21 protein-coding genes are annotated in these 22,357 nt (G+C 39.4%); 12 read left to right on the top strand and 9 right to left on the bottom strand.

Annotation, left to right across the window (positions count from 1 at the left end; translation table 11 throughout):
• Positions 1 to 72 precede the first annotated feature (72 nt).
• Positions 73 to 1,170 carry a Glu/Leu/Phe/Val family dehydrogenase gene (locus JK629_RS09970; protein WP_317193696.1) on the bottom strand — a complete coding sequence of 366 codons (1,098 nt, stop codon included), beginning with the start codon at positions 1,168 to 1,170 and terminating at the stop codon, positions 73 to 75.
• A 132-nt stretch (positions 1,171 to 1,302) separates the two neighbouring features.
• On the opposite strand from JK629_RS09970, the gene JK629_RS09965 reads away from it, so the two are divergent.
• The 6 genes from JK629_RS09965 (at position 1,303) to JK629_RS09940 (ending at position 8,418) form a co-directional block, all read left to right on the top strand.
• A complete protein-coding gene (locus JK629_RS09965; protein ID WP_202335482.1) occupies positions 1,303 to 3,060 on the top strand; it encodes an ABC transporter ATP-binding protein in 1,758 nt (585 codons plus the stop codon).
• A gap of 66 nt (positions 3,061 to 3,126) precedes the next feature.
• Positions 3,127 to 3,522: a PUR family DNA/RNA-binding protein gene (locus tag JK629_RS09960; RefSeq protein ID WP_202335481.1), complete on the top strand. Its 396-nt coding sequence runs from the start codon at positions 3,127 to 3,129 to the stop codon at positions 3,520 to 3,522.
• Between the two features lie 118 nt (positions 3,523 to 3,640).
• On the top strand, positions 3,641 to 5,242 hold the full coding sequence (locus JK629_RS09955) for a phytoene desaturase family protein (RefSeq protein WP_202335480.1): 1,602 nt from the start codon (positions 3,641 to 3,643) through the stop codon (positions 5,240 to 5,242).
• Positions 5,243 to 5,317: 75 nt separating this feature from the next.
• Entirely contained in the window at positions 5,318 to 6,934 is a 1,617-nt protein-coding gene (locus tag JK629_RS09950) for a SulP family inorganic anion transporter (protein WP_202335479.1), read from the top strand.
• Between the two features lie 102 nt (positions 6,935 to 7,036).
• Positions 7,037 to 7,459 (top strand): transporter substrate-binding domain-containing protein, encoded by a 423-nt coding sequence (locus JK629_RS09945; protein WP_202335478.1) that lies wholly within the window; start codon positions 7,037 to 7,039, stop codon positions 7,457 to 7,459.
• Positions 7,456 to 8,418: a cation diffusion facilitator family transporter gene (locus tag JK629_RS09940; RefSeq protein ID WP_202335477.1), complete on the top strand. Its 963-nt coding sequence runs from the start codon at positions 7,456 to 7,458 to the stop codon at positions 8,416 to 8,418. The genes JK629_RS09945 and JK629_RS09940 overlap by 4 nt, the downstream gene beginning before the upstream one ends.
• 4 nt (positions 8,419 to 8,422) lie before the next feature.
• Here the strand turns inward: JK629_RS09940 and JK629_RS09935 are convergent, their stop codons facing one another.
• Genes JK629_RS09935 through JK629_RS09925 form a run of 3 tightly spaced genes read right to left on the bottom strand, consistent with a single transcriptional unit; the run spans position 8,423 to position 9,617 of the window.
• A complete protein-coding gene (locus tag JK629_RS09935; RefSeq protein WP_202335476.1) occupies positions 8,423 to 8,932 on the bottom strand; it encodes a DUF6265 family protein in 510 nt (169 codons plus the stop codon).
• A 45-nt stretch (positions 8,933 to 8,977) separates the two neighbouring features.
• Positions 8,978 to 9,316: a tRNA-binding protein gene (locus JK629_RS09930; RefSeq protein WP_202335475.1), complete on the bottom strand. Its 339-nt coding sequence runs from the start codon at positions 9,314 to 9,316 to the stop codon at positions 8,978 to 8,980.
• Positions 9,306 to 9,617, bottom strand: a complete 312-nt coding sequence (locus JK629_RS09925; protein ID WP_202335474.1) for a phosphoribosylpyrophosphate synthetase — start codon at positions 9,615 to 9,617, stop codon at positions 9,306 to 9,308. The genes JK629_RS09930 and JK629_RS09925 overlap by 11 nt, the downstream gene beginning before the upstream one ends.
• A gap of 167 nt (positions 9,618 to 9,784) precedes the next feature.
• Here JK629_RS09925 and JK629_RS09920 point away from each other — a divergent pair, with 167 nt between their 5' ends.
• Positions 9,785 to 10,351, top strand: coding sequence for a thioredoxin family protein (locus tag JK629_RS09920; RefSeq protein ID WP_202335473.1), 567 nt, complete (start codon positions 9,785 to 9,787; stop codon positions 10,349 to 10,351).
• Positions 10,352 to 10,399: 48 nt separating this feature from the next.
• Here the strand turns inward: JK629_RS09920 and JK629_RS09915 are convergent, their stop codons facing one another.
• Both JK629_RS09915 and JK629_RS09910 read right to left on the bottom strand, forming a co-directional pair.
• Positions 10,400 to 10,936, bottom strand: coding sequence for a YfiT family bacillithiol transferase (locus tag JK629_RS09915; RefSeq protein WP_202335472.1), 537 nt, complete (start codon positions 10,934 to 10,936; stop codon positions 10,400 to 10,402).
• A 66-nt stretch (positions 10,937 to 11,002) separates the two neighbouring features.
• On the bottom strand, positions 11,003 to 11,935 hold the full coding sequence (locus tag JK629_RS09910; protein ID WP_202335471.1) for a peptidylprolyl isomerase: 933 nt from the start codon (positions 11,933 to 11,935) through the stop codon (positions 11,003 to 11,005).
• A 528-nt stretch (positions 11,936 to 12,463) separates the two neighbouring features.
• Here JK629_RS09910 and JK629_RS09905 point away from each other — a divergent pair.
• From JK629_RS09905 to JK629_RS09885, 5 genes are all read left to right on the top strand, one after another.
• Positions 12,464 to 12,655, top strand: a complete 192-nt coding sequence (locus JK629_RS09905) for a hypothetical protein (RefSeq protein WP_202335470.1) — start codon at positions 12,464 to 12,466, stop codon at positions 12,653 to 12,655.
• Between the two features lie 467 nt (positions 12,656 to 13,122).
• Positions 13,123 to 13,515, top strand: a complete 393-nt coding sequence (locus JK629_RS09900) for a DUF1398 domain-containing protein (RefSeq protein WP_202335469.1) — start codon at positions 13,123 to 13,125, stop codon at positions 13,513 to 13,515.
• Between the two features lie 210 nt (positions 13,516 to 13,725).
• Entirely contained in the window at positions 13,726 to 14,622 is an 897-nt protein-coding gene (locus JK629_RS09895) for an ABC transporter ATP-binding protein (protein ID WP_202335468.1), read from the top strand.
• Between the two features lie 5 nt (positions 14,623 to 14,627).
• Positions 14,628 to 15,464, top strand: a complete 837-nt coding sequence (locus JK629_RS09890) for an ABC transporter permease (RefSeq protein ID WP_202335467.1) — start codon at positions 14,628 to 14,630, stop codon at positions 15,462 to 15,464.
• A gap of 72 nt (positions 15,465 to 15,536) precedes the next feature.
• Positions 15,537 to 17,963, top strand: a complete 2,427-nt coding sequence (locus JK629_RS09885; protein ID WP_202335466.1) for a T9SS type B sorting domain-containing protein — start codon at positions 15,537 to 15,539, stop codon at positions 17,961 to 17,963.
• A gap of 69 nt (positions 17,964 to 18,032) precedes the next feature.
• Here JK629_RS09885 and JK629_RS09880 read toward each other — a convergent pair whose 3' ends face one another.
• The 3 genes from JK629_RS09880 to JK629_RS09870 form a co-directional block, all read right to left on the bottom strand.
• Positions 18,033 to 19,901: a vWA domain-containing protein gene (locus tag JK629_RS09880; protein WP_202335465.1), complete on the bottom strand. Its 1,869-nt coding sequence runs from the start codon at positions 19,899 to 19,901 to the stop codon at positions 18,033 to 18,035.
• A gap of 113 nt (positions 19,902 to 20,014) precedes the next feature.
• The gene (locus JK629_RS09875) at positions 20,015 to 21,754 is read right to left on the bottom strand and encodes a DUF2207 domain-containing protein (protein WP_202335464.1); all 1,740 of its coding nucleotides are present in this window, start codon (positions 21,752 to 21,754) and stop codon (positions 20,015 to 20,017) included.
• A gap of 26 nt (positions 21,755 to 21,780) precedes the next feature.
• On the bottom strand, positions 21,781 to 22,341 hold the full coding sequence (locus JK629_RS09870) for a LemA family protein (protein WP_202335463.1): 561 nt from the start codon (positions 22,339 to 22,341) through the stop codon (positions 21,781 to 21,783).
• Positions 22,342 to 22,357 lie beyond the last annotated feature (16 nt).

Raw genomic sequence — 22,357 nt, 5'->3', positions numbered from 1 at the left:
CTGTTTTTAAAGAAACAACGCACAAGAATGCTCTTGTGCGCTGCAAAGATAGTGTTTTAAGAAAAAAGAAAACTACTTTTCGCTTTTTCTTGCGTCAATTCTGGCCTGTGCAATATTGAATGCGGCTTGATGTGTTGTAATATTATCATTGTCAGCTTTCTTCAATATTTCCAGGGTAGTATTGTAAATGTTTTCGGTTTTACGCATTATTTCCTTTCGGTCGTAATTTTCAAGTTCCGCATACACATTTATAATTCCGCCGGCATTAATCAAGAAATCCGGTGCGTACACAATTCCTTTTTCGCGAAGCATTTTTCCGTGCTTCTGCTCTTCAGCCAATTGGTTATTGGCCGCCCCGGCAATAATTTTTGTGTTCAATTGATTTATGGTAAAATCATTTATAGTAGCCCCTAAGGCACAGGGTGCGTAGATGTCCATCTTTTCTGCGTAAAGATTGCTTCCGCCGTAAATTTCAACACTGTATTTGTCACGCACTTCTTCCAGACGCTCTTGGTTTATATCTGAAATATACACCTTGGCTCCTTCGTTGCTCAAATTTTCAACCAAAGCTTCGCCTACATTACCTATTCCTTGTACGTAAATTACTTTGTCTTCAAGCAATTCGCTTCCGAAAGTATATTTTGCCGCAGCTTTCATTCCCATAAAAACGCCGTAAGCAGTAATGGGTGACGGATTGCCCGCACCGCCTTTTGATTCTGAAATTCCGGTAACGTAAGGGGTAACCGTGCGCACCAAATCCATATCTGAAGTTGCCATCCCTACATCTTCGGCAGTAATGTATTTTCCGCCAAGTGAATGTACAAACTCACCGAACTTCAACATTAATTCTGGTGTTTTTTGGGTTTTTGCATCTCCTATCAAAACCGCCTTTCCACCGCCCAAGTTTAGGCCTGTTATAGCACTTTTATAGGTCATCCCGCGGGAAAGACGCAATACATCATTCAAAGCTTCCCACTCGCTGGTATAATTCCACATTCTGGTACCGCCCAAAGCAGGTCCCAAAACCGTATTGTGAATACCAATTATTGCTTTTAATCCAGTATCTTTGTCATTGCAAAAAACGATTTGCTCATGATTGTCAAAGGACATTTGCCCGAAAACCGGGTCAACTTTGTGAAGTTCGTTTGTTTTAATTACTTCAGTTACCATAGCTTTTTTTATTATTTTATTCATCCTTTAAAAAGGCGGTGCAAAAGTAGCTTATTGTTGTCAATTCCACAAAGTAATGGTTGTTAATTTAAGAATTTTAAAAAAGTTAGTGCACAGCTAACTGGAACGTAAATGAAAGAATTAAAATACCTCAACAAATATTTTCTAAAATATAAAGGACGTCTACTATTAGGTGTTTTCATTACCATTATCGCAACCGTCTTCAAGCTGGTAGTACCGATGAAAGTTGGCGATTCCTTAACGGCGGTGAAACAGTATATGAACGGTGAAATTACCGATGTTGGTATTGTGGAACACGAACTGCTCATCAATATTTTATTGCTGTTAGGTGCTGCGTTACTGTCTGCGCTATTTACATTTATGATGCGGCAAACCTTTATTGTAGTCTCTCGTTATGTAGAATATGATCTGAAGAACGAAATTTTTCAACATTATGAAAAACTCTCGCTCGGATTCTACAAACAGAACCGTACTGGCGATTTGATGAACCGCATCAGCGAGGATGTTTCCAAAGTGCGCATGTACGTTGGGCCGGCACTTATGTACAGCATTACAACCGCAACACTTTTTATAGTTGTAATCAGTTATATGTTTTACCAAGCTCCTATCCTAACGCTTTACGCTATTGCCCCCTTACCTATACTCTCACTTGCCATTTATAAACTAAGTGTACTTATTAACCAACGCACAACCATTGTGCAGCAATACCTTTCAAAACTCACCACATTCACACAGGAAAGTTTTAGTGGCATTGCTGTAATAAAAGCCTACGGAATTGAACCGCGCACCAACGCCAATTTTGAAGAACTTGCAGAAGGCAGCAAAGTGAAAAACATAGATTTGGCAAAGGTGCAGGCCCTGTTTTTTCCCTTAATGATATTGTTAATAGGCATTAGCAATATCCTCGTAATATATATCGGTGGAACTCGATATATAAACGGCCAGATTGCGGAATTTGGAACCATCGTTGAATTTTTAATTTATGTGAATATGCTCACTTGGCCCGTTGCAGTTGTGGGTTGGGTAACGTCAATGGTGCAACAGGCAGAGGCCTCACAAAAACGCATCAATGAATTTTTGGAAACCGAACCTTCCATTGAAAATTTGGTTACAGAAAGCACTCCAATAACAGGAAATATTGAATTCAATCATTTATCATTTACATACCCCGACACTGGAATTACCGCTTTAAAGGATATTTCTTTTACAGTAAAACCAGGTGAAACACTTGCGATTGTAGGTAATACAGGTTCTGGAAAATCCACAATTCTTGAATTGATAGGAAGACTTTACGACGTAGAGGAAGGAATGTTGAAAATAGACGATACAGTAATAAGAAACTTAAACCTCGAAGATTTGCGCGACAGTATTGGTTATGTACCACAAGATGCTTTTCTTTTTAGTGACACACTTCGCAATAATATCCGTTTTGGAAAAGAAAATGCTTCCGAAGAAGAAGTTATTGAAGCAGCAAAAAATGCCGCCGTGCACAAAAACATAATTGGTTTTACAAAAGGCTATGACACGGTTTTGGGCGAACGCGGAATTACTTTGAGTGGCGGACAAAAGCAGCGTGTTTCCATTGCTCGTGCCATTATTAAAGACCCACAAATACTTCTGTTTGACGATTGCCTCTCTGCGGTAGATACCGAAACGGAAGAGCAAATACTTCAAAACCTGCATAAAATTTCAAAAGAAAAAACTACTATAATTGTGAGCCATAGGATTTCCTCCGCCAAAAATGCCGACAAAATTATTGTGCTGGAAGAAGGAAAAATCATACAGCAGGGCACCCACAATAATTTAGTAAATACCGAAGGCTATTATAAGGAACTGTACGCAAAACAGCTTTTGGAAAAAGAAATGTAAATTTTACTTTGGCTGATTTGGATTTTTTTTGGATTTTTGGCAAAACGTTAGCAAAAAACAGAAATTATGAGTGACCACTATACGATGGAGCAAGAAGAGATTTTTTCAAAAGTAATGCGCGCCGGAAGACGCACCTATTTTTTTGACGTAAGGTCCACAAAGGCAGGAGATTTTTACCTTACCATTACCGAAAGCAAAAAATTCACAAATGACGATGGTTCCTACCATTACAAAAAGCACAAGATTTATCTTTACAAAGAAGATTTCAACGAGTTTAAAGATAACCTTGAAGAAATGATAAACTACGTAATCGATGAAAAAGGTGAGGAAGTAATAAGCGAACGTCACCAAAAAGATTATAAAAAAGAAAGCGATGAAGTAGAAATGGCTGCAGCCCCACCCAAAGAAAATGGACAAACTGATACCAGCACTTTCACCGATATTGAATTTGACGACATATAATTTTCAAGTTTTAAAAAATATAAACCGGCACGGTCAAAAACCGCTGCCGGTTTTTTATTTCAGAAGCTCAAATACTTTGCTTATTTTTCAGGAATAAAACTTTTTCCCAACAACTTTTATGGTAAACAAACTATACCGACCCTACAAGCCAAATCTGGATTTTTCGGGGCTAGACCATATTGTAATTGGCAGTGGAATGGGCGGCCTCACCGTTGCGACCTGGCTCGTAAAAGCCGGTAAAAAAGTTGCAATCTTTGAGCGGCATTACGTACCCGGCGGTTTCACACACAGCTTTAAGCGCAAGGATGGATTTCAATGGGACGTAGGCGTACATTACGTGGGCAACATGGCCGAAGATGCTTCCTTGCGCGGTTTTTTTGACTTTTTAACGGATGGAAAATTGGAGTGGGAACCTATGGGTGAAGTATATGATATAGCAGAGATTGAAGGCACAGAATATCTCTTTAAGGCGGGGAAGGAAAATTTCAGAAAACAACTCATCAGCTATTTTCCCGAAGAAGAAAAAACAATCCACAGTTACCTTAAACTCATTGAAAAAACCAACAAACGTGGCAGCGCCTTCTTCTTTGAAAAAATCTTTGAGCCGTGGTTCAGTAAATCCGCTGGTTGGATCTTCAGAAAAAGATATTCAAAATTTTCACAAAAAACCACTTGGGAGGTTTTAAATGAACTCACCAATAACCAACGGTTGATAGCGGTTCTTTGTGCGCAGTGTGGCAATTACGGCCTGTCGCCAAAAAAAAGCAGTTTTGCCGCACACGCTATGGTCATTGGGCATTTTTTGGAAGGTGGCTACTACCCTATTGGCGGCGCGGACCAAATTTGTGAAAAAACGCTAGAGGTCTTTACTGCACACGGAGGAAAAATTTTTATAAATGCCGATGTCACCAAAATCGTTACCGAAAACCTTAAGGTGAAAGGAATACAGCTTGGAGAAAAATTTATTTCGTGCAAAAGTGTAATAAGCAACGTTGGCGTAAACAATACTTTCCACCATCTGCTTACGGAAGAAGACCGAAAAGTTTGCAATTTCAGCTTAAAAAATGTGCAGCCTGCCAGTGCCCATATTTGTTTGTATTTGGGTTTAAATCAATCAAGTGAAACTTTAAACCTTCCGAAGCACAATCTGTGGTATTACAAACACGACGGCATTGATGCCATTTTTGAAGAAGCTACATTGAAAAATGCTCCTGAAAATTTTGCCTATATCTCTTTCCCTTCAGCAAAGGACCCAAATTGGGAAACCAAAAACCCCAATACTGCAACCATTCAAGCTATTTCAGTAGGAAATATGGATTGGTTTGAAGAATATAAAGATTCGAATTGGATGAAACGTGGCGATGAATATCTTCAACTAAAAAAGAATTTTGAAAAAGAGATGCTAAAAGTTCTCTACAGGTTTTTTCCGCAAATAGAAGGAACCGTTGTAGCTTCCGAAGTCTCAACTCCTCTATCAACAGAAAATTTCACAAATTATAAAAGTGGCGAGATTTATGGCCTTGCCCATTCGCCGGAACGTTTTGCACTTCCTTTTTTACGTCCGAAAACAAAAATAAAAGGTTTGTTTCTAACAGGTCAGGACATCACACTAGTTGGCGTGGCAGGCGCAATGCTTTCGGGATTGCTGTGCGCTACTGCAATTTTGAAGTTTCGGTCTTGGAAAATTTTTAAGGAAGTGAAGGCTCAAAAAAATCAGTAGGACTCTATTGACTAGATTTCTTGATTTTTATCCCTAAAATAGAAAGCCCTATATTTGCCGCCTTAAAAAAACGAAATGCTTGCAAAATACCTTTTGTCCTTTACCCAAAATCCCAAAAACGACATACTTTCAGGGCTTACCGTTGCCTTGGCGTTAGTACCAGAAGCCGTTGCCTTTGCCTTTGTTGCAGGTGTTGACCCATTAGTGGGTCTTTACGGCGCTTTTATTATGGGGCTCGTAACCGCCCTCTTTGGCGGGCGTCCGGGAATGATTTCCGGTGCAACGGGAGCTATGGCAGTGGTAATGGTTCATTTAATTCAAAAAGGTAATGAAGTTGGATTAACATTAACCGAGCCCGTACAATATCTTGGACTGCAATGGCTTTTTATAACACTTCTTTTTGTAGGCGCAATCCAGATTTTGGCAGGCGTTTTTAAACTTGGAAAGTTTGTTCGGCTTATACCACATCCGGTAATGATGGGATTTGTAAACGGTTTGGCAATCGTGATTTTTCTTTCACAATTAGGTCTTTTTAAGGAAAGCCGTGGTACGGTCCCGCAATGGCTCACCGGGCCAGATTTATGGGTAATGTTGGCTTTGGTTGGTTTAACAATGGCTATTATGTTCGGTCTGCCGAAACTCACTAAAAAACTTCCTGCAGCTTTAATAGCAATCATTGTAGTAGCGTGTATAACTATCTTCGGAAACCTTGATGTGAGTACTGTGGGTTCATTTATACGTGACGGTGGCGGGACTGGCTTGAAGGGCTCATTGCCGGTTTTCCAAACCCAGATTTTTGGGTTTTTAGACACCCTAAATGGCCATTGGGATTTAATAATTTCCACAGCATTTTTATTGGCTGCAGTTGGATTAATTGAATCGTTGATGACCCTTAATTTAATTGATGAAATGACCGAAACCCGCGGAAGCGGTAATCGCGAGTGCGTGGCCCAAGGTGGCGCAAATATTTTAAATGGGTTTTTTGGAGGCATGGGTGGTTGTGCAATGATTGGGCAATCTATCATTAATGTGAGTTCGGGTGGCCGTGGTAGACTTTCAGGAACGGTAGCTGCTGTTGCATTGCTTTGTTTTGTATTATTTGGCGCACCATTGATTGAACAAATCCCTATCGCAGCTTTGGTGGGTGTAATGTTTATGGTGGTTATCGGCACCTTTGCGTGGAGCAGTTTTAGAATTTTGAATAAAATTCCGCTTTCCGATGCCATTGTTTTAATAACCGTTTCGGCGGTCACTGTTTGGCAAGATTTGGCAATAGCTGTATTTGTAGGTGTAATTATGAGTGCGCTTGTTTTTGCTTGGAAAAGCGCCACAATGATTCGCGCCCGAAAAAGAATTAAGGAAGACGGGACAAAAGTCTACGAAATATGGGGCCCGTTATTTTTTGGTTCAACATCAGCTTTCAACACTAAATTTGATGTTTCTAATGATCCTGATGCTATAGAAATCGATTTTATTGAGTCCAAGATTTCAGACCATTCCGGTGTGGAAGCCGTGCGGAATATTGCCAATAAATATTTGGACAGCGGAAAGCAGGTAAAGCTTACTCATCTTAGCCCAGACTGCAAAGCACTTCTCTTAAAATGGAACCCTGAGTTTGAAACCATAATTGAAGACTCTATTGAAGATCCCCGTTATTATGTAGTGACGGATACTTTGGATGCTGACGCATAGTTTTTACCTTACAATCCCTTAAAGAAAAAGTTGATTTCTGAATTTTAGCAAAAATTTATAATTCCTTTTTTAAGGTTCTTTATAAATTTATAAGAAAATAGTATGCGGAAATTCACACATTTGGGGATGTTACTGCTATTCGTATTTTTTTGTAGCGCTTGCAATTTCCCAAAAGACCCAAACAATTCTTATAAAAACGCAAAAAAATCTTCCTTGCGTGTTGGGATTGTTCCCAATACTGATTCCATCACAACTTCATTTGAAAAAAACTTTGTAGAGAATTTTGCTAAAAAAGAAGGAATGCAGACCCAATTTATTGTCGACAATGAAACGGAGTTAGTAAAAAAACTCGAAAATTATCAATTGGACATTGTACTTGGCGGTTTTGAAAAAGACTCAAATTGGAAAAAGAAAGTGGGAATGACCAAGCCCTATGATGATAAGCACGTTCTCTTTATTCCACGAGGCGAAAACCGCTTACTTTTTCATCTAGAAAAATTCATCACCAAAAACAAAAAACAATGAGAAATGAAGCTTTTGAACTTCCCGAAGATTTAAAGGAAAAGCTGAAAAAAGCAAAAAAATTGGAATGGATTACTATAGTATATCTTTCAACCGTAGTTATACTTATGTATCTGGTTATGGGTTCTTCTCAGGCAATGAAAACAGCTTGGCTGGAAGATGCCCTTAGTATAATTCCTGCAATTTCCTTTTTGATAGCTTCGCGCATTTATAATAGAAAACCCACCCAAAAGTTTCAGTATGGCTTTCACCGCGTGTTCAGCATTGCGTTTTTAACGGGTAGTATTGCCCTTTTTGGAATGGGAGTTTTTCTTTTGGTTGATTCCACTATAACCCTTATAAAAGCGGAACATCCTACTATTGGCACTATTGTTTTATTTGGAAAACAAATTTGGATGGGCTGGATAATGATTGCTGTACTAATATATAGCTCGCTGCCAGCGATGTATTTGGGCTATAAGAAATTGCCCCTCGCAAAAAAACTTCACAATAAAATTCTCTATACCGATGCCAATGCGCAAAAGGCCGATTATATGACTGGTTTTGCGGCCATGGCTGGAATTTTGGGGCTTGGTATGGGTTGGTGGTGGGCAGATGCCAGTGCGGCGCTGTTTATTTCATTTTCAGTTTTAAAGGATGGGTATACAAATTTAAAGGATGCCGTTCAGGATTTAATGGATAGAAAACCAGTGCACATTAAAGACGAAAAACCCGATGAACTGGTGGAAAAAACAGAGCGCTTTGTAAAATCTTGGGAATGGGTTATAGATGCAAAAGCACGGTTTCGGGAAGAAGGACAGGTATATTTTGGAGATGTGCAGGTTATAGCAGAACCGAGAATAGACCTTTCCCAGTCTATTGAAGAAGGATTAAAAAAACTCCAAGAATTTCATTGGAAAATTTATGATGTAACCCTTATGCCTGTAAAAGAAATAAAGGACTATTCAGAAAAGCAATCCTGAGCTTTTATTGTCTTGAAAAGGAGAAATCAATCTTTTTTGGCTCACCATTTTCAGTCCCTTCGATCCAAGCGTGGAGTGAATCTTTTGCAGAATTTGTATAGACTATGCGTTGCGGAAAATCGTTGTTTTTATTTTCAAAAATGACTTGTCCATTTTCTAAAGAAATCATTTTAAATGTAACTGGTTTTTTATCGTTTTGATTTGCGACTGCTACTGTCAACAATAAGTTTTCTCCTTTTTGCTCAAGTGCCATAGTTTCAGCAAAAACAACCTTCTTTTTATTTACCTCAACAAAACTATAGGCAGTAAAAGTACTGTCATTTTCTGCAGACCACGTTTCTTGGGAATATTCTTCTCCATTCTGGTTCACCCAAGTTCCTAAAAGCCATTGCATTTGTTCTATCATTTCAAAATTTTCTTCGGCGGCTGCTGTGTTTGCGTTTTTTCTTTCAGGATTTTCTCTACATGCAATGAAGACTAATGGAAGTAATAGAAAAAGTAAATATTTATTCATTATTGAGTGGATTGATTCAGCGAAGATATCACAAAAAAACTTTAGCTATAAAATTCGTAAACCGTTTTCAACCTTCATATCGGGCCGTAGTAAGGTGACATTTTTTCCTTCTACAGCACCCAAAACCAGACATTCGCTCATAAAATTGGCTATCTGTTTCTTCGGAAAATTAACTACGGCAACTACTTGCTTGCCAATCAATTCCTCTTTGGAATAAAGTGAAGTTATTTGCGCAGAAGTTTTCCGCTGCCCAATTTCATTTCCAAAATCTACTAAAAGTTGATAGGAAGGATTTCTCGCTTCGGGAAAATCGTTGGCTTCAATTATGGTCCCCACGCGCATTTCGACTTTCTCAAAATCGGCCCAGGTTAAATCATTCGTCATGGTGAATGGAAAGTTTTTTAATCATTTCAGGAGAAATCTCACCTTGGTCGGCACCGTAAACATCAACCAGCAAGCCTTTCTGACCGTCGTGGGTTTCTATTAAATAAAGAATAGTGTTGTCGCCCGGATTGGTCATTCCCTCAAAACGGTAAAACTTCACAACGTCCAATTCCCCTGCTTTCCATTTCTTTTTAAGACTTTTAGATTCAATGCCTTCGCCTACAAGGTTGAAGTCTTCTGTAAAACCGTGATTTTGTAAATCTTCGATTGCTACGGATAATGATGAATATGAGTTTTTCATAATAGATTGGTTTAGTTTTTAAAGTTAATGGAGATATTTTGCAACGGCAAAGTTTTATAAATTCTTTAATAGAAAAAGTTTAGAAGGCTTTAAACCACCAACTCAATAACCATTCAAAAATCGTAACTTTAAACCCCAATTTGTCAACTAATTTAGAAAAGAATAAAATGGCCAGAACAGAATCTAAAATGCTTTCTTTGGGAACCAAAGCACCCGATTTTACATTAATTGACGCGATAACCAACAAACCTGTCTCACTAAAAGACGTTCGCGGCGAAAAAGGTACTGTGGTTATGTTTATCTGTAACCACTGCCCATTTGTGAAACACGTAAATGAAGAGTTGGTTCGGGTCTGTAATGATTATCGCGTTACAGGATTTGGATTTGTGGCCATTAACAGCAATGATGTTATAAAATATCCTGAAGATTCTCCAGCTGAAATGTGGCGAACGGCACGAAAACAAAATTATCCTTTTCCTTATTTATTTGATGAGACCCAAGAAATTGCAAAGGCTTATGATGCCGCTTGCACCCCAGATTTTTATTTATTTGATGATGAATTGAAACTTGTTTATCGGGGTCAATTAGATAATTCCCGCCCTGGAAACGGCATTCCCGTAAACGGTCGCGACCTGCGGGAAGCACTTGATAACATACTTAATAACAATCCGCAGCGAAAGGATCAAAAACCGAGTATTGGGTGTAATATTAAGTGGAAGGAAGAAATTGGTTAACTGTTTAACCGTGAAATTATTAATTGTTTATTGTTAACTGATAATTGTTCACTTCCACCCTTCCCTTTTTAGCAAATTTTCTATGTGTGCATAATGGTGGTTGCTGTGCCATGCATACATACCTGTCATATAAGCCAAAGACATAGTGCGATTGCGCTCTGGATGAATTATTTCTCTCTGAAAATTATCTATGGAGAGTCCTTTTAATAAATATGTCCATTTGGCATGCAAAGCGCTTATTGCCACTAAAGATAAATCTATGGGCGCGTTTTTGGCATCAGCTGTTTCTGCCCAAGCTTTTTCATCATAGGCTTTAATTATCGGGGTAGCTTCAGTCAACGCCCATTTAAAACGTGTATAGGCATTGTGGTGGCTATCATAAACGTGATGGATTGTTTGGCGTACCGTCCAGCCTTCTGGCCTGTAGGGTGTGTTCAATTGCACTTCGGAAAGGTTGCTTACCAAATTATTTAATCTATTGGGGAAATGTTCCAAAATAGAAATCCAAGCTTCCAGCTTTTCTGAAGTGATGTTTGAAGGGCAATCAAACGTGCCTATTGGGTATTTCAGTTTCTCTAAATCCATTTAGCTTTCGGAATTCGTTAATTTGGGATTCGAGATTCTAATTAACAAATCTCGAATCCCGAATCACTACTTTACGTCCATCAATTCCACATCAAAAATCAAGGATGCGTTTGGAGGAATAACCCCGCCAGCTCCGCGTTCACCGTAACCTAAATGTGAAGGAATTACAAAACGGGCCTTATCGCCCACTTGCAATAATTGGATGCCTTCATCCCAACCAGCGATTACTTGGCCAACGCCCAGTTGAAAATCGATCGGTTGTTTTCTTTTGTATGACGAGTCAAATTCAGTTCCGTCAGTTAATGCACCTTTGTAATGCACAGAAACTGTTTTTCCCTTTTCGGCTTTTTTCCCGTTTCCTTTTTGAATTATTTTGTAAAGAAGTCCGCTATCGGTTCTATCAAAACCTTCTGAAATTTTTTTCAGTTCGGCTTCCTGAGCCTCTTTCATTTTTGCAATTCGCTGCTCCCTTTCACCAGTAAAACTTCTAAAAGCCTCAACAGCATTCCAGTTTTTGGCTTCTTCGCCTACGCGGATTATTTCAACCTTTTGCATAGTATCGCCTTGCGCAACACTATCAACAACGTCCTGCCCTTCCACTACATTTCCAAAAATCGTGTGTTTGTTGTCCAACCAAGGCGTTGCAACGTGCGTTATAAAAAATTGACTACCGTTGCTCGCTGGCCCAGCATTTGCCATGGAAAGCACCCCCGGGGTATCGTGGCGAAGGTCTTGATGGAACTCATCCTCAAAATCATAACCCGGTCCGCCAGAGCCTGTTCCCTTTGGATCGCCGCCCTGAATCATAAAATCTGGGATTACACGGTGAAATTTTAACCCATCATAATAGGGTGTTCCCTGTGGTTTTGCTGAATTTTCCAAATTACCTTCAGCCAAAGCCACAAAGTTTCCAACCGTTCCCGGAGTTTTGTCGTGCGTTAGTTTTATCAGGATTTCTCCTTTTTCGGTGGTTATTTTTGCGTAAATACCGTCTTGCATTTTTTGTTTTTTTAAATTGAAACGCAAAGGTAAGGAAATAGGAAGAAAGAATTACTAGCGACTAGCGATGAGGAATGAGCGATTAGGGTTCTACATACATGCGCTAGGGTTGTGGGACGTATCCGTTAGGGTTCTACATACATCCGTTAGGGTTGTGGGACGTATCCGTTAGGGTTCTATATACATACGTTAGGGTGTCGGACGTATCCGTTAGGATTGTGGGACGTATCCGTTAGGGTTCTACACACATCCGTTAGGGTTGGTGTACCTATACGGAAGGGTTCTGAACCCTAACACATGGTTTCAAGACCCAAACGGGAAGGATTGAATGGTATCTAGCGGGGTTTAGGAATTATATGGTTGCTGAACGTATATTGAAGGGTTTGGAAAGGGTAAATTTGTATATTTGGGAAATACACCACATAAAAATACTAGAACTTGGGTATAGCCAACTATATTAGCGGTATAAACCCAATAGAGTTGGGGATATGAACAAGTTGGCAGTAATGCAAAAATGACCTAGAAAAAATGCAGGCAGAATTGAAACATAGAAAACCTAACTTATTAAAGCCGACTCTGATTTTTTCAGCAGTTGGATTTTTTATACCGGGTTTTACTGCGATTGGGCTTCTTGGTTTTCAAATGCTACTTTCTTCTTTTGGACTTGATTGCCATAATGCTTGGACAGTTCTTGGTCAATTACAATTATTGGTGGACTAGCACTACCCATTATCTTCTATCGACATTTACCAACTTTAACAGAAAAGAAACTTGAGAATTTAACAACTCGACTGACTTTCTTTAATCTAATTGAATACACTTTCATTCAAGCCAGTTTAGCACTATTCTTCACGAGTCGAGAAACTCTTTGCTATGTATCGGACGGACAAAATGGAATTGAATTAGTGTTTACGGCTTGGCTAGCACTTCCAATTTTGATAGGACTAAGTTTTCTGTTTGGACAGTCTTTGAAAACAAATAATAAAAAAGAAATAAAAGCACATACTGCCAACAATAGCTAAGAAGACATAGAGCGGACAAGGCTTTCAGAAAGGTTCGTTCATTAAACAAACTTTGGTTTCGGTGGACAGCTAATCGCTTCGAAAGCCCTACGTTTCTTAGCCTGAGCGTTGGCGGTCATTGAAATCAACGAAACGGAAAAGAATAACATTAAAGAAAAGGAAATAATGTTTACAGTAGAACAAATTGAATTAGCCCACAGTAAAATCAAATCAGGGGCGGAATTTCCAAAGTATATTGAGGAAATCAAGCAAATCGGAGTAACGGCATTTGAAACTTGGGTGTCGGACAGCCATACTGAATATTTTGGAAAGAACAATTTTCGGACGAAATCTAAACCGAAATATGAAGAATTGGATATAGCAGATTATACTGATAAGCAAAAATTTGAAGAATATTTGAAAATCCACCAAAAAGGAGAAACAGACTATTTTACATTTTGTAAACATAGCGCTGAAACAGGAATTGAGAAATGGATAGTAAATCTTGAAAAAATGACCTGTGTTTATTTTGACAAAGTTGAAAATGAAGTTACAATTGAACATGTACCAACCGTATAAAACAATGAACCGCTAACAAAGAACTAAGTTAAAAAACAACTTAAGAAGCAAATAAGACATGACTTTTTCATCTTAAATAATTTCCACATCCCTCGTCGCTCTTCGCTCTTCGCTTTTCGCTTTTCGCTTTTCGCTTTTCGCTTTTCGCTAAAATGTAACAAAACCCTAACCCATTCGTCATACAATCAACAACCATCCAAAAACAATCCTGTGGAAAACATTCTCACCATAAATAATCTAACCAAGAAATTTGGCTCCCTAACTGCCGTGGATAATCTTTCCTTTTCAATTGAAAAAGGCAATGTTTACGGTATCCTCGGCCCAAACGGTAGCGGTAAAAGTACCACACTGGGCATCGTGCTTAATGTGGTAAACAAAACTACTGGCGACTTTAAATGGTTTGATGGCAACATAGATACACACAACGCTTTAAAGAAAGTAGGCGCCATCATTGAACGCCCCAACTTTTACCCGTATATGACCGCCGTGCAAAACCTGCAACTGGTGTGTAAAATAAAGGAAGTTTCGGAAGAAAAGATTTCTGAAAAACTAGAGCTTGTAGGACTTTTGGACAGAAAGGACAGCAAGTTCAGTACTTTTTCCTTAGGGATGAAACAACGCTTGGCAATCGCTTCGGCACTGCTAAACGACCCTGAAATATTAATACTCGATGAGCCAACAAACGGATTAGACCCGCAGGGAATCCATCAAATCCGCGAAATAATAAAAATAATTGCCTCCCAAGGAACAACCATTTTGCTGGCTTCGCATTTACTCGACGAGGTTGAAAAAGTGTGCACACACGTGGTCATTCTTCGGAAAGGTGTGAGTCTTTATTCTGGCAGTGTGGATGGGATGAACGCCAGTCACGGTTTTTTAACGATGCAGAGCAACAATATGGAAGCGCTTGAAAATGCTTTGGAAGGAAACGCTGCCTTTGGCATCGTAAAGCGCGAAGGCGATTATTTAATCGCTTACCTCAACGCCCCGATGGATGCTTCGGAAGTGAACAGACTTCTTTTTGAAAAAGGCATCACGCTTAGCCACCTTGTGAAACGCAAGGAAAGTCTTGAAGAACAATTCCTTGAACTTACCAAACAAAACTAACCGCAATGCTACGATTATTAAATATAGAACTTCAAAAACTGCGCTATAACCGTTCGGCAAAGGTTATTTCCATAATTTATTTTGTACTAATCACTTTTATCGCCCTAATTGCGTCCATTGAGTTTAACTTTGGTGATTTTCACTTTCGGGTTGCCGATCAGGGAATTTTCAACTTTCCGTATATCTGGCATTTCAATACCTATGTGGCAGCAATTTTGAAATTGTTTTTGGCCATAGTGATTGTTTCCATGATGAGCAATGAGTACAGTTATAGAACTTTAAAACAAAACCTTATTGACGGCCTTAGCAAAAAGGAATTTGTACTTTCAAAGTTTTTGACCGTCTTGCTTTTTGCAGTGATATCAACGGTTTTTATTTTTGGTGTCTCATTGATTTTGGGACTTTTCTTTTCAGATTACAATGAAATAGGAATCATTTTTAGCGATATGGAATACATAGGCGCTTATTTCATAAAACTTGTCGCCTTCTTCTCTTTCTGTCTTTTTCTTGGGGTTTTGGTGAAACGTTCTGCCTTTGCATTAGGTTTTTTGATTATATGGCAAATTGTGGAATGGTTGGGCTATGGCTTGATGAAATGGCAATTTTTCAAAGACACGGAAATTGCTGATAATGTTGCGCAATTCTTCCCTTTGAATGCAATGGCAAACCTTATAAAAGAACCACTTAGCCGTTTGGGCGCAATTCAGTCTGCTGCAAATCAATTGGGTGAAAATTTCACAAAAGACTATCAGGTTACTTGGCTCAATGTGTTGATTGTTCTTATTTGGACCTCCCTTTTTATTTATTGGTCCTACGCCATTCTAAAAAAAAGAGATCTTTAGTGAGTTGATATGTTTATGGAGCTATAACTTCATTTTTTCCTATATTTAACAGGCAATCAACAAAACTCTTTTTTGAAGTACATTTTTTCCATATTCTGTTTATTTATCTTCACTGGAGTTTTTTCTCAGGATATTTCGCTCTTTAGGCAATTCAATGGTCAATATGACTACACAGCATTTGGCAATACATTAAATGTTGAAGAAAATGGTCAAGGCGGACAATGCTTCATTCTTACCAGCAGCAGTGCCAACTTTCAATTACAATCCAATCAAGAGGTAGTTGCTGCCTATTTATATTGGGCAGGGTCTGGTCCTGGGGATTTCAACGTAACCTTCAACCAAGTTCCGATAACTGCAGAACGCACCTTTAATGAAAGTTATAACAGCGGCGGACAGGATTATATTTATTTTTCAGCATTTGCAGATGTTACCGAGCAAATTCAAACCACCGGAAATGGCAACTATACACTTTCCGATTTAGACCTTACGCTTGTAATTCCTGCATATTGCAGTCCACCAGGCTCGGGCACCAACTTCGGGGGTTGGGCGGTGACCGTGGTTTATGAGGATGTGACCCTTCCCAACAATCAAGTAAATATATTTGATGGTTTGCAAAGTGTATCGCGCGTTGACCAAACTTTGGAAATAACCTTGAGTAATTTGATGGTTTTGGATACCGAAGGTGCCAAAATAGGCTTCCTGGCTTGGGAAGGCGACCGTGGACTTGCTGTAAACGAAACCCTTCGCATCAATGGGAATATTCTTAGCAATCTGCCGCTAAATCCTCCCGACAATGCCTTTAATGGCACCAACAGTTTTACGGGCAGTGATGTACTTTACAATATGGATATTGATGTGTATCCTATTTCTAATTATATAAGCCCGGGCGATACCTCAGCTACTATCCAACTTACCAGCGGACAGGATTTTGTGATGGTGAACAACATTATTACCGTATTAAATACCCAACTGCCGGATGCTACTATTTCAATTGATAATATAATTGGCGGTACGGAATGTGGCAATCGGGAGCTGACCATAGATTATACCGTTTATAACTTCAACAGTACCGATATATTACCTGCCGGAACACCCATTGCTTTTTATGCAGATGAAACCTTAGTAGCTCAAAGTGCTACTGTGGGAGTGATACCCATTGACGGACAGGAAAGTGGAACCGTAACATTTACGGTTCCCAGCAATATTGAATCAGATTTTATTCTTAAAGCTATCGTGGATGATACCGGAAACGGCAGCGGAATAGTCGATGAAATAAATGAAGAAAACAACGAAGACGAAACATCAATCCATTTATTGCTAAATCCAATAATTACGGGACTTCGCAATCTGGAAACTTGTGATGTTATTGGCGAAGAATTTTTTGATTTAACCGAATCAACTTCCCAGATTGACCCCGTTTATGAATTGAGTTTTCATCTTTCTGAGGCAGATGCGCAAAACAATGAAAACCCAATTGCAAATCCTGAAAACTTTCAGAATACCGAAAACCCAGAGACCATTTATATTCGAGTTTCAAATCCAGATTGTTTTCTAGTTGATAGTTTTGCTGTAGAGGTTGTTCCGTGCCCTTTGCCCGATGCCACGATTGAACTTCCTGAAATTTCTGCCTGTCGCGATAGAGAATTATTGCTTCCTTTTACGGTTTATAATTTGGAAGCCACGGCACCGCTGCCTGCCAATACTTCCATAGCGTTTTATACGAACGGACTTTTGTTGGGACTTTCGCAAACACAGCAAAGTCTTCCAATTGGTAGTAGTGAAAATGGCGAGGTAGAACTTCTTTTGCCAGACAGTTTACCAAATACTTTTACAATCATAGCTGTTGTGGACGATGATGGAAATGGCAACGGCGCGGTTGAAGAATTTCGGGAGGACAATAACAGTTTTAAGCAAACTATTTCCTTTGAAAGCATCCCTCCCATTCCCAACTTGCCCAATCTATTGGAATGCGACACAGGTTTTGATACGGCAATTTTTGACTTAACACAACAGGACGATTTGATAAGCACGGGGAACGATGATGTAATATTGTATTTTACAACTATGGAAAATGCTTTGGAGAATACTAATCCCATTAGCAATCCAACACAATATCAAAACGGCACTGATCCACAATCAATCTATGTACGGCTCGAAAACGAAATCTGCTTTACCACAGCTTCCTTTTTATTGACTACACAAAACTGTGCTCCTTTTATTCCACAAGGTTTCTCACCCAACGGTGATGGTATAAACGATACTTTTGAAATAAGCAATCTGCTGAACATTTACGAAAACTTTGAACTTAACATTTACTCTCGCGAGGGTAACCTGATACACACTGCCCATAACGTTGATGGCTTTTGGGATGGTGTGGCTACAAAAGGACTGCTGTTTACGGGAAGTACCGTTCCCGTGGGCACTTATTATTACGTCTTGGTGCTGAACGACCCCAAATATCCCGAAGCTTTTATAGGTTGGGTTTATGTGAATTATTAATAAAGAAAGAGCGCTTTTGCGCCCTTTCGATCAAAAAACCAAACCACATCACAAATTCATAGCTAAGTTTTATTTGCTGCTCTTTACCAACCTTATGAACTCTGCTCGGTATCCGTCGGCATCGGTTCCCTTACCAGCCTCTGCCAATACAATTACATCTTCTCTTTTTTTAGTATTTATAAATTCAGATTTGCGCAGCTGCATTCCGAAAAGGGCTACCGCAGCTGAAAACTTTAAGTCATCTGAAGCATTATCTATGGAAATGTTTTCGTCTTTCACTGTTTTCTCAATCAATTTACTTACGTCACCATTGGGTTCCTTATAGCGGAATTTTACCGTAAGCATTTCATCTCTATAATTTAGATTGGTTTGTTTTGTGTATTTCAAATTATCAATAGCCTTCAAGTATTTGCTTTTTACACCCACGGGAATTATTTCATACAGCGCGGTAACGGTGTGTCCGCTGCCCAATTCACCTGCGTCTTTGGTGTCGTCCTTAAAATCTTCATCGTTCAGTAAACGGTTTTCATATCCAATCAATCTATATGCCTGAACTTTTGAGGGATTAAACTCTACTTGAATTTTTACATCTTTTGCAATGGTATAAAGAGTTCCGAAGAATTCCGTGCCCAACACTTTTTGCGCTTCCTGCATGCTGTCTATATAAGCATGGTTTCCGTTGCCTTTATCGGCTAGAGTTTCAAGTTTGCTGTCTTTGTAATTACCCATTCCAAAACCTAAGCAAGTAAGGAATACACCGCTTTTACGTTTTTCCTCAATTAGGTTCTCCATGGAGCGATCGCTGGAAGCACCAACGTTAAAGTCGCCATCCGTGGCTAGAATGACCCGATTGTTTCCTTTTTTGCTGAAGTTTTCAGTTGCAACTTTGTAAGCCAATTCAATTCCTGCGCCACCCGCTGTTGAGCCACCGGCGCTAAGATGTTCAATGGCATTTCGAATTAATTGTTTTTCTGCTCCCGAAGTGGGCGGCAATACCAATCCTGCAGCACCTGCGTAGACTACGATTGAAACTTTGTCTTTTTCACGTAATTTATCTACCAAAACATTTAAAGCAGCTTTCAGCAATGGCAGTTTGTTGGTATCATTCATAGAACCAGAAACATCTAATAAAAACACCAAGTTTGAAGGCGGAACATTTTCTAGGGAAATATCTTTTCCTTTTAAACCAATCCGCACCAACTTGGCATCTTGGTTCCACGGTGAGTTTACCATATCTGCAGTAATTGAAAACGGATTTTTGCCTGTGGGCTGCGGATAGTCATAGGCGAAGTAATTTACCATTTCCTCAATCTTTACGGCATCTTCCGGTATTTTCTGCCCATTGTTCAACATTCGGCGGATGTTGCTGTAACCTGCTTTGTCAACATCTATTGAAAAGGTAGATAGTGGTGCCGTAACTACGCTTTTAAAAATATTTTCCTCAATGCGGCCGTAGGATTCGTTTTCCGCAACGCGGTTGTTGTTTTCGTAGCTTCTTGAGCCATATAAAGAAGCCGAACCCCTGATCCGCACACCCGAGGCTTTACCTTGAAGAGCTTGATTTGCTGAATGAATGGGAACAACGGCATACCCCAAGGATTTTTTCTCTCTTCTTCCTCCGTACGCTGTAACTACAACCTCATCCAAGGCAGCACTCGGCTTTAATGTTACATTAATTTCTCCAGCTTTTTTTATCTTAACTTCTTCGGTTTCAAATCCTACATAGGAGAAAACCAATTTCTGCCCTATTTGTGCTGAAATACTGTACTTGCCATTAAAATCCGTTTGTGTTCCTGTGGAAGTTCCTTTGATAATAACATTTGCTCCAGGCAAAACAAGACTTGTATCATCGGTTACTGTACCGCTGATGGTAACTATCTGTGCGTGTAGCTGAAGGCTCAGTAATACTACTGTAAACAATGTGAAGAGTGTTTTCATAATATGTGGTTTTAGTGTTAAACTTGAAGTAAAACTACCGCACATTACAATACTACAAAACGAGAAATGAGGGAACGCGAGCTTTGGGTGAGGGAAAAAATATAACGATTTTACTACCAGCTCCCGCCACCGCCACCGCCAAAACCGCCGCCCGATGAACCGCCACCACCAGAACTACTGCTGGATGGAGAACTTACCATGGTAGCCTTAGCCGTAGAAATGGAATCTGAAAATGATTGTGAAAAATTGTGCATCGTAATGGCGCCGGTTGATGAAGTGTACCAACTGGGCGGTTGCAGATCCAGTGCCTCAAACTTTTTAGTCCATTGATTGAATAGTCCAAAAGCAAGGGCATACCCCATAGTGGTCTCAAAATAAGACGGACTGTCTCGCAATAGCATTTTTAACTTGTTTTCCTCAGCAATCTTTATAAAGCTTTTGAAACCTTTTAACTCGGAAAGCATTTTATTGCCTTTTGTATTTTTCTTTACTAAATGGACTGTCATAAATAAAAGAAATACAGTAACTGGAATTACTGCCAAAGCGGCAAAAAGCCCCCATATAAGTAAGAAAAAGCCAAATAGAAAAACCCCAAGAAGCAATGTGGCAATTATAGTTCGGGTCTGCATTTTCTTTGCTTCGGCCTCATAATATATTTGAGCTTTGGCTTTCAGAAGTGTTTTGGCACTTGCCATTTTCGTATAAAATGAATCTTTTAGACTACTTATCAACACTTCCTGTTTCGAGGAAACTGTTGAGCTGCCAAAAAGCCCGTCAAAAATTTTCCGTTCATAATCGGGCGCACCGTCGGGCAAGGGTTTAAGTTTGGTTAATTTGGTGTCGTCCTTACCAAACCAGCCCTTTTTTGGTATTTGCTCCATAGTGATAATTCCTCGCGAACCCCAATATGGGATCAAGGCAATAAGGTCTTGTGTATCTTCGGTATCGTCAATTAAAAAACCAGCCATTGCGGGATCTATGCCGCTGGGCGGAAAGTAACTGGTAGTTGCCACTACCCTATCATCTTTGCCATATTTATTCCATACCCAATAAAACAGCACTAACAATACGGCGAGTATCAAAGTCCAGCCATAATTTGTCCAGAAAGGCCACCAAGGTTTGATTTCCTCTACAGAACCCAAAGGAAGATTGAGCAGTACCGTTACATTTTGACCTAAATATGATTTAAAACGCGGAAGGCTCTTTGCCTTAAAAACTCCATTTTCGTAATTAATATCATACTCCGTGCTTTCATTTGTTTCACCACCAAAATCTGTATAGATAAAAATATTGTCCAAACCTACATCAACATTCTCCGGTGGATGGATGTTAAAATCTATCTTCTCAAAAACGGTTTGCCACATGTCAGATTTTATGTTCCAGTAAAACCGAATCTGCGAATCACCAAACAGAAAAGCGTTGTAAACCCTGTACTTTATTTCGTAATGCTGCGGACCAATAATGGTTTTATTCTTATCGCCAATTTTTATTTGAAGGTTGTCACTAATTTTCTGTACAAAATCGAAATCAGCTTCATACTTATGATTGGGCACTTCAATATTTCTAATCTTTATTTTACGCTTTTCCTGAATGCTATCTTCGGTAAATAAATCATAATTGGTGCGGATGGTTCTGAAGATACCGTGCTTGTGGGCCGTGAAAGTAATGTCATAATTTTCCATGACATCAAAATAGCCTTCCTCGCTGATATAAATATCAACCACGCATTTGTTGACAATAAAATCCTGCGCTGATGTTTTCAGAAAAAATAGCATCCCAAAAAAAAGCAGGAATAGTTTTTTATCCAACAACAGATTATTAATCTTGGTGTTTATTGCCACAATGCTATTCATTTCAAATAATATAACAATCCATCACGCTACCCAAAACTCACCTTCACATTTTCACGGCTGGCCTCATCGGTTTCAAAATAATCAAAATGCTGGTAGTTGAGCATTCCGGCAAACACTACCCCCGGCAGACTCTCTCCATAAGTATTGTTCTCCCGTACGGTACCATTATAATATCTTCGGCTGCGCTCTAGGTTCTCTTCTATTTCGTTAAGCTTTTGCTGCAGGTCCAAAAAGTTAATATTTGCTTTTAAATCTGGATATGCTTCCCCCAAGGCAAATATACTGCGCAGACTTTGCTGCAGTTGGTTTTCAGCCTTTATCTGTGCATTTATATCGTTTGAAGGCACTGCCATCGCGGCATTTCTGGCTTCAATTACGCTTTCTAAGGTTGATTTTTCGTGTGCTGCGTATCCCTTGACAGTTTCCACTAGATTCGGGATCAAATCATAGCGGCGTTTTAGGGCAACATCTATATTGCTCCAAGCGTCTTTTACCATATTTCTATTTTTTACAAAACGGTTATAGACTATAACAAGTAGGATAGCCACGACAGCAAGAATACCAATAACAAGTAAAATAATATTCATAATAGCGGTTTTTTAA

The organism is Aequorivita iocasae (assembly GCF_016757735.1).
Lineage (GTDB): Bacteria > Bacteroidota > Bacteroidia > Flavobacteriales > Flavobacteriaceae > Aequorivita > Aequorivita iocasae.
This window is presented reverse-complemented; position numbering and strand designations above follow the sequence as displayed.

Coding starts and splice junctions, on each gene's coding strand:
- JK629_RS09960 (WP_202335481.1), top strand. CDS start 3,127: ATGAGTGACCACTATACGATGGAGCAAGAAGAGATTTTTTCAAAAGTA.
- JK629_RS09935 (WP_202335476.1), bottom strand. CDS start 8,932: ATGAATAAATATTTACTTTTTCTATTACTTCCATTAGTCTTCATTGCA.
- JK629_RS09890 (WP_202335467.1), top strand. CDS start 14,628: ATGCTACGATTATTAAATATAGAACTTCAAAAACTGCGCTATAACCGT.
- JK629_RS09910 (WP_202335471.1), bottom strand. CDS start 11,935: ATGCAAGACGGTATTTACGCAAAAATAACCACCGAAAAAGGAGAAATC.
- JK629_RS09900 (WP_202335469.1), top strand. CDS start 13,123: ATGTTTACAGTAGAACAAATTGAATTAGCCCACAGTAAAATCAAATCA.
- JK629_RS09955 (WP_202335480.1), top strand. CDS start 3,641: ATGGTAAACAAACTATACCGACCCTACAAGCCAAATCTGGATTTTTCG.
- JK629_RS09970 (WP_317193696.1), bottom strand. CDS start 1,170: ATGGTAACTGAAGTAATTAAAACAAACGAACTTCACAAAGTTGACCCG.
- JK629_RS09905 (WP_202335470.1), top strand. CDS start 12,464: ATGCAGGCAGAATTGAAACATAGAAAACCTAACTTATTAAAGCCGACT.
- JK629_RS09965 (WP_202335482.1), top strand. CDS start 1,303: ATGAAAGAATTAAAATACCTCAACAAATATTTTCTAAAATATAAAGGA.
- JK629_RS09930 (WP_202335475.1), bottom strand. CDS start 9,316: ATGACGAATGATTTAACCTGGGCCGATTTTGAGAAAGTCGAAATGCGC.
- JK629_RS09915 (WP_202335472.1), bottom strand. CDS start 10,936: ATGGATTTAGAGAAACTGAAATACCCAATAGGCACGTTTGATTGCCCT.
- JK629_RS09880 (WP_202335465.1), bottom strand. CDS start 19,901: ATGAAAACACTCTTCACATTGTTTACAGTAGTATTACTGAGCCTTCAG.
- JK629_RS09945 (WP_202335478.1), top strand. CDS start 7,037: ATGCGGAAATTCACACATTTGGGGATGTTACTGCTATTCGTATTTTTT.
- JK629_RS09920 (WP_202335473.1), top strand. CDS start 9,785: ATGGCCAGAACAGAATCTAAAATGCTTTCTTTGGGAACCAAAGCACCC.
- JK629_RS09925 (WP_202335474.1), bottom strand. CDS start 9,617: ATGAAAAACTCATATTCATCATTATCCGTAGCAATCGAAGATTTACAA.
- JK629_RS09870 (WP_202335463.1), bottom strand. CDS start 22,341: ATGAATATTATTTTACTTGTTATTGGTATTCTTGCTGTCGTGGCTATC.
- JK629_RS09950 (WP_202335479.1), top strand. CDS start 5,318: ATGCTTGCAAAATACCTTTTGTCCTTTACCCAAAATCCCAAAAACGAC.
- JK629_RS09940 (WP_202335477.1), top strand. CDS start 7,456: ATGAGAAATGAAGCTTTTGAACTTCCCGAAGATTTAAAGGAAAAGCTG.
- JK629_RS09875 (WP_202335464.1), bottom strand. CDS start 21,754: ATGAATAGCATTGTGGCAATAAACACCAAGATTAATAATCTGTTGTTG.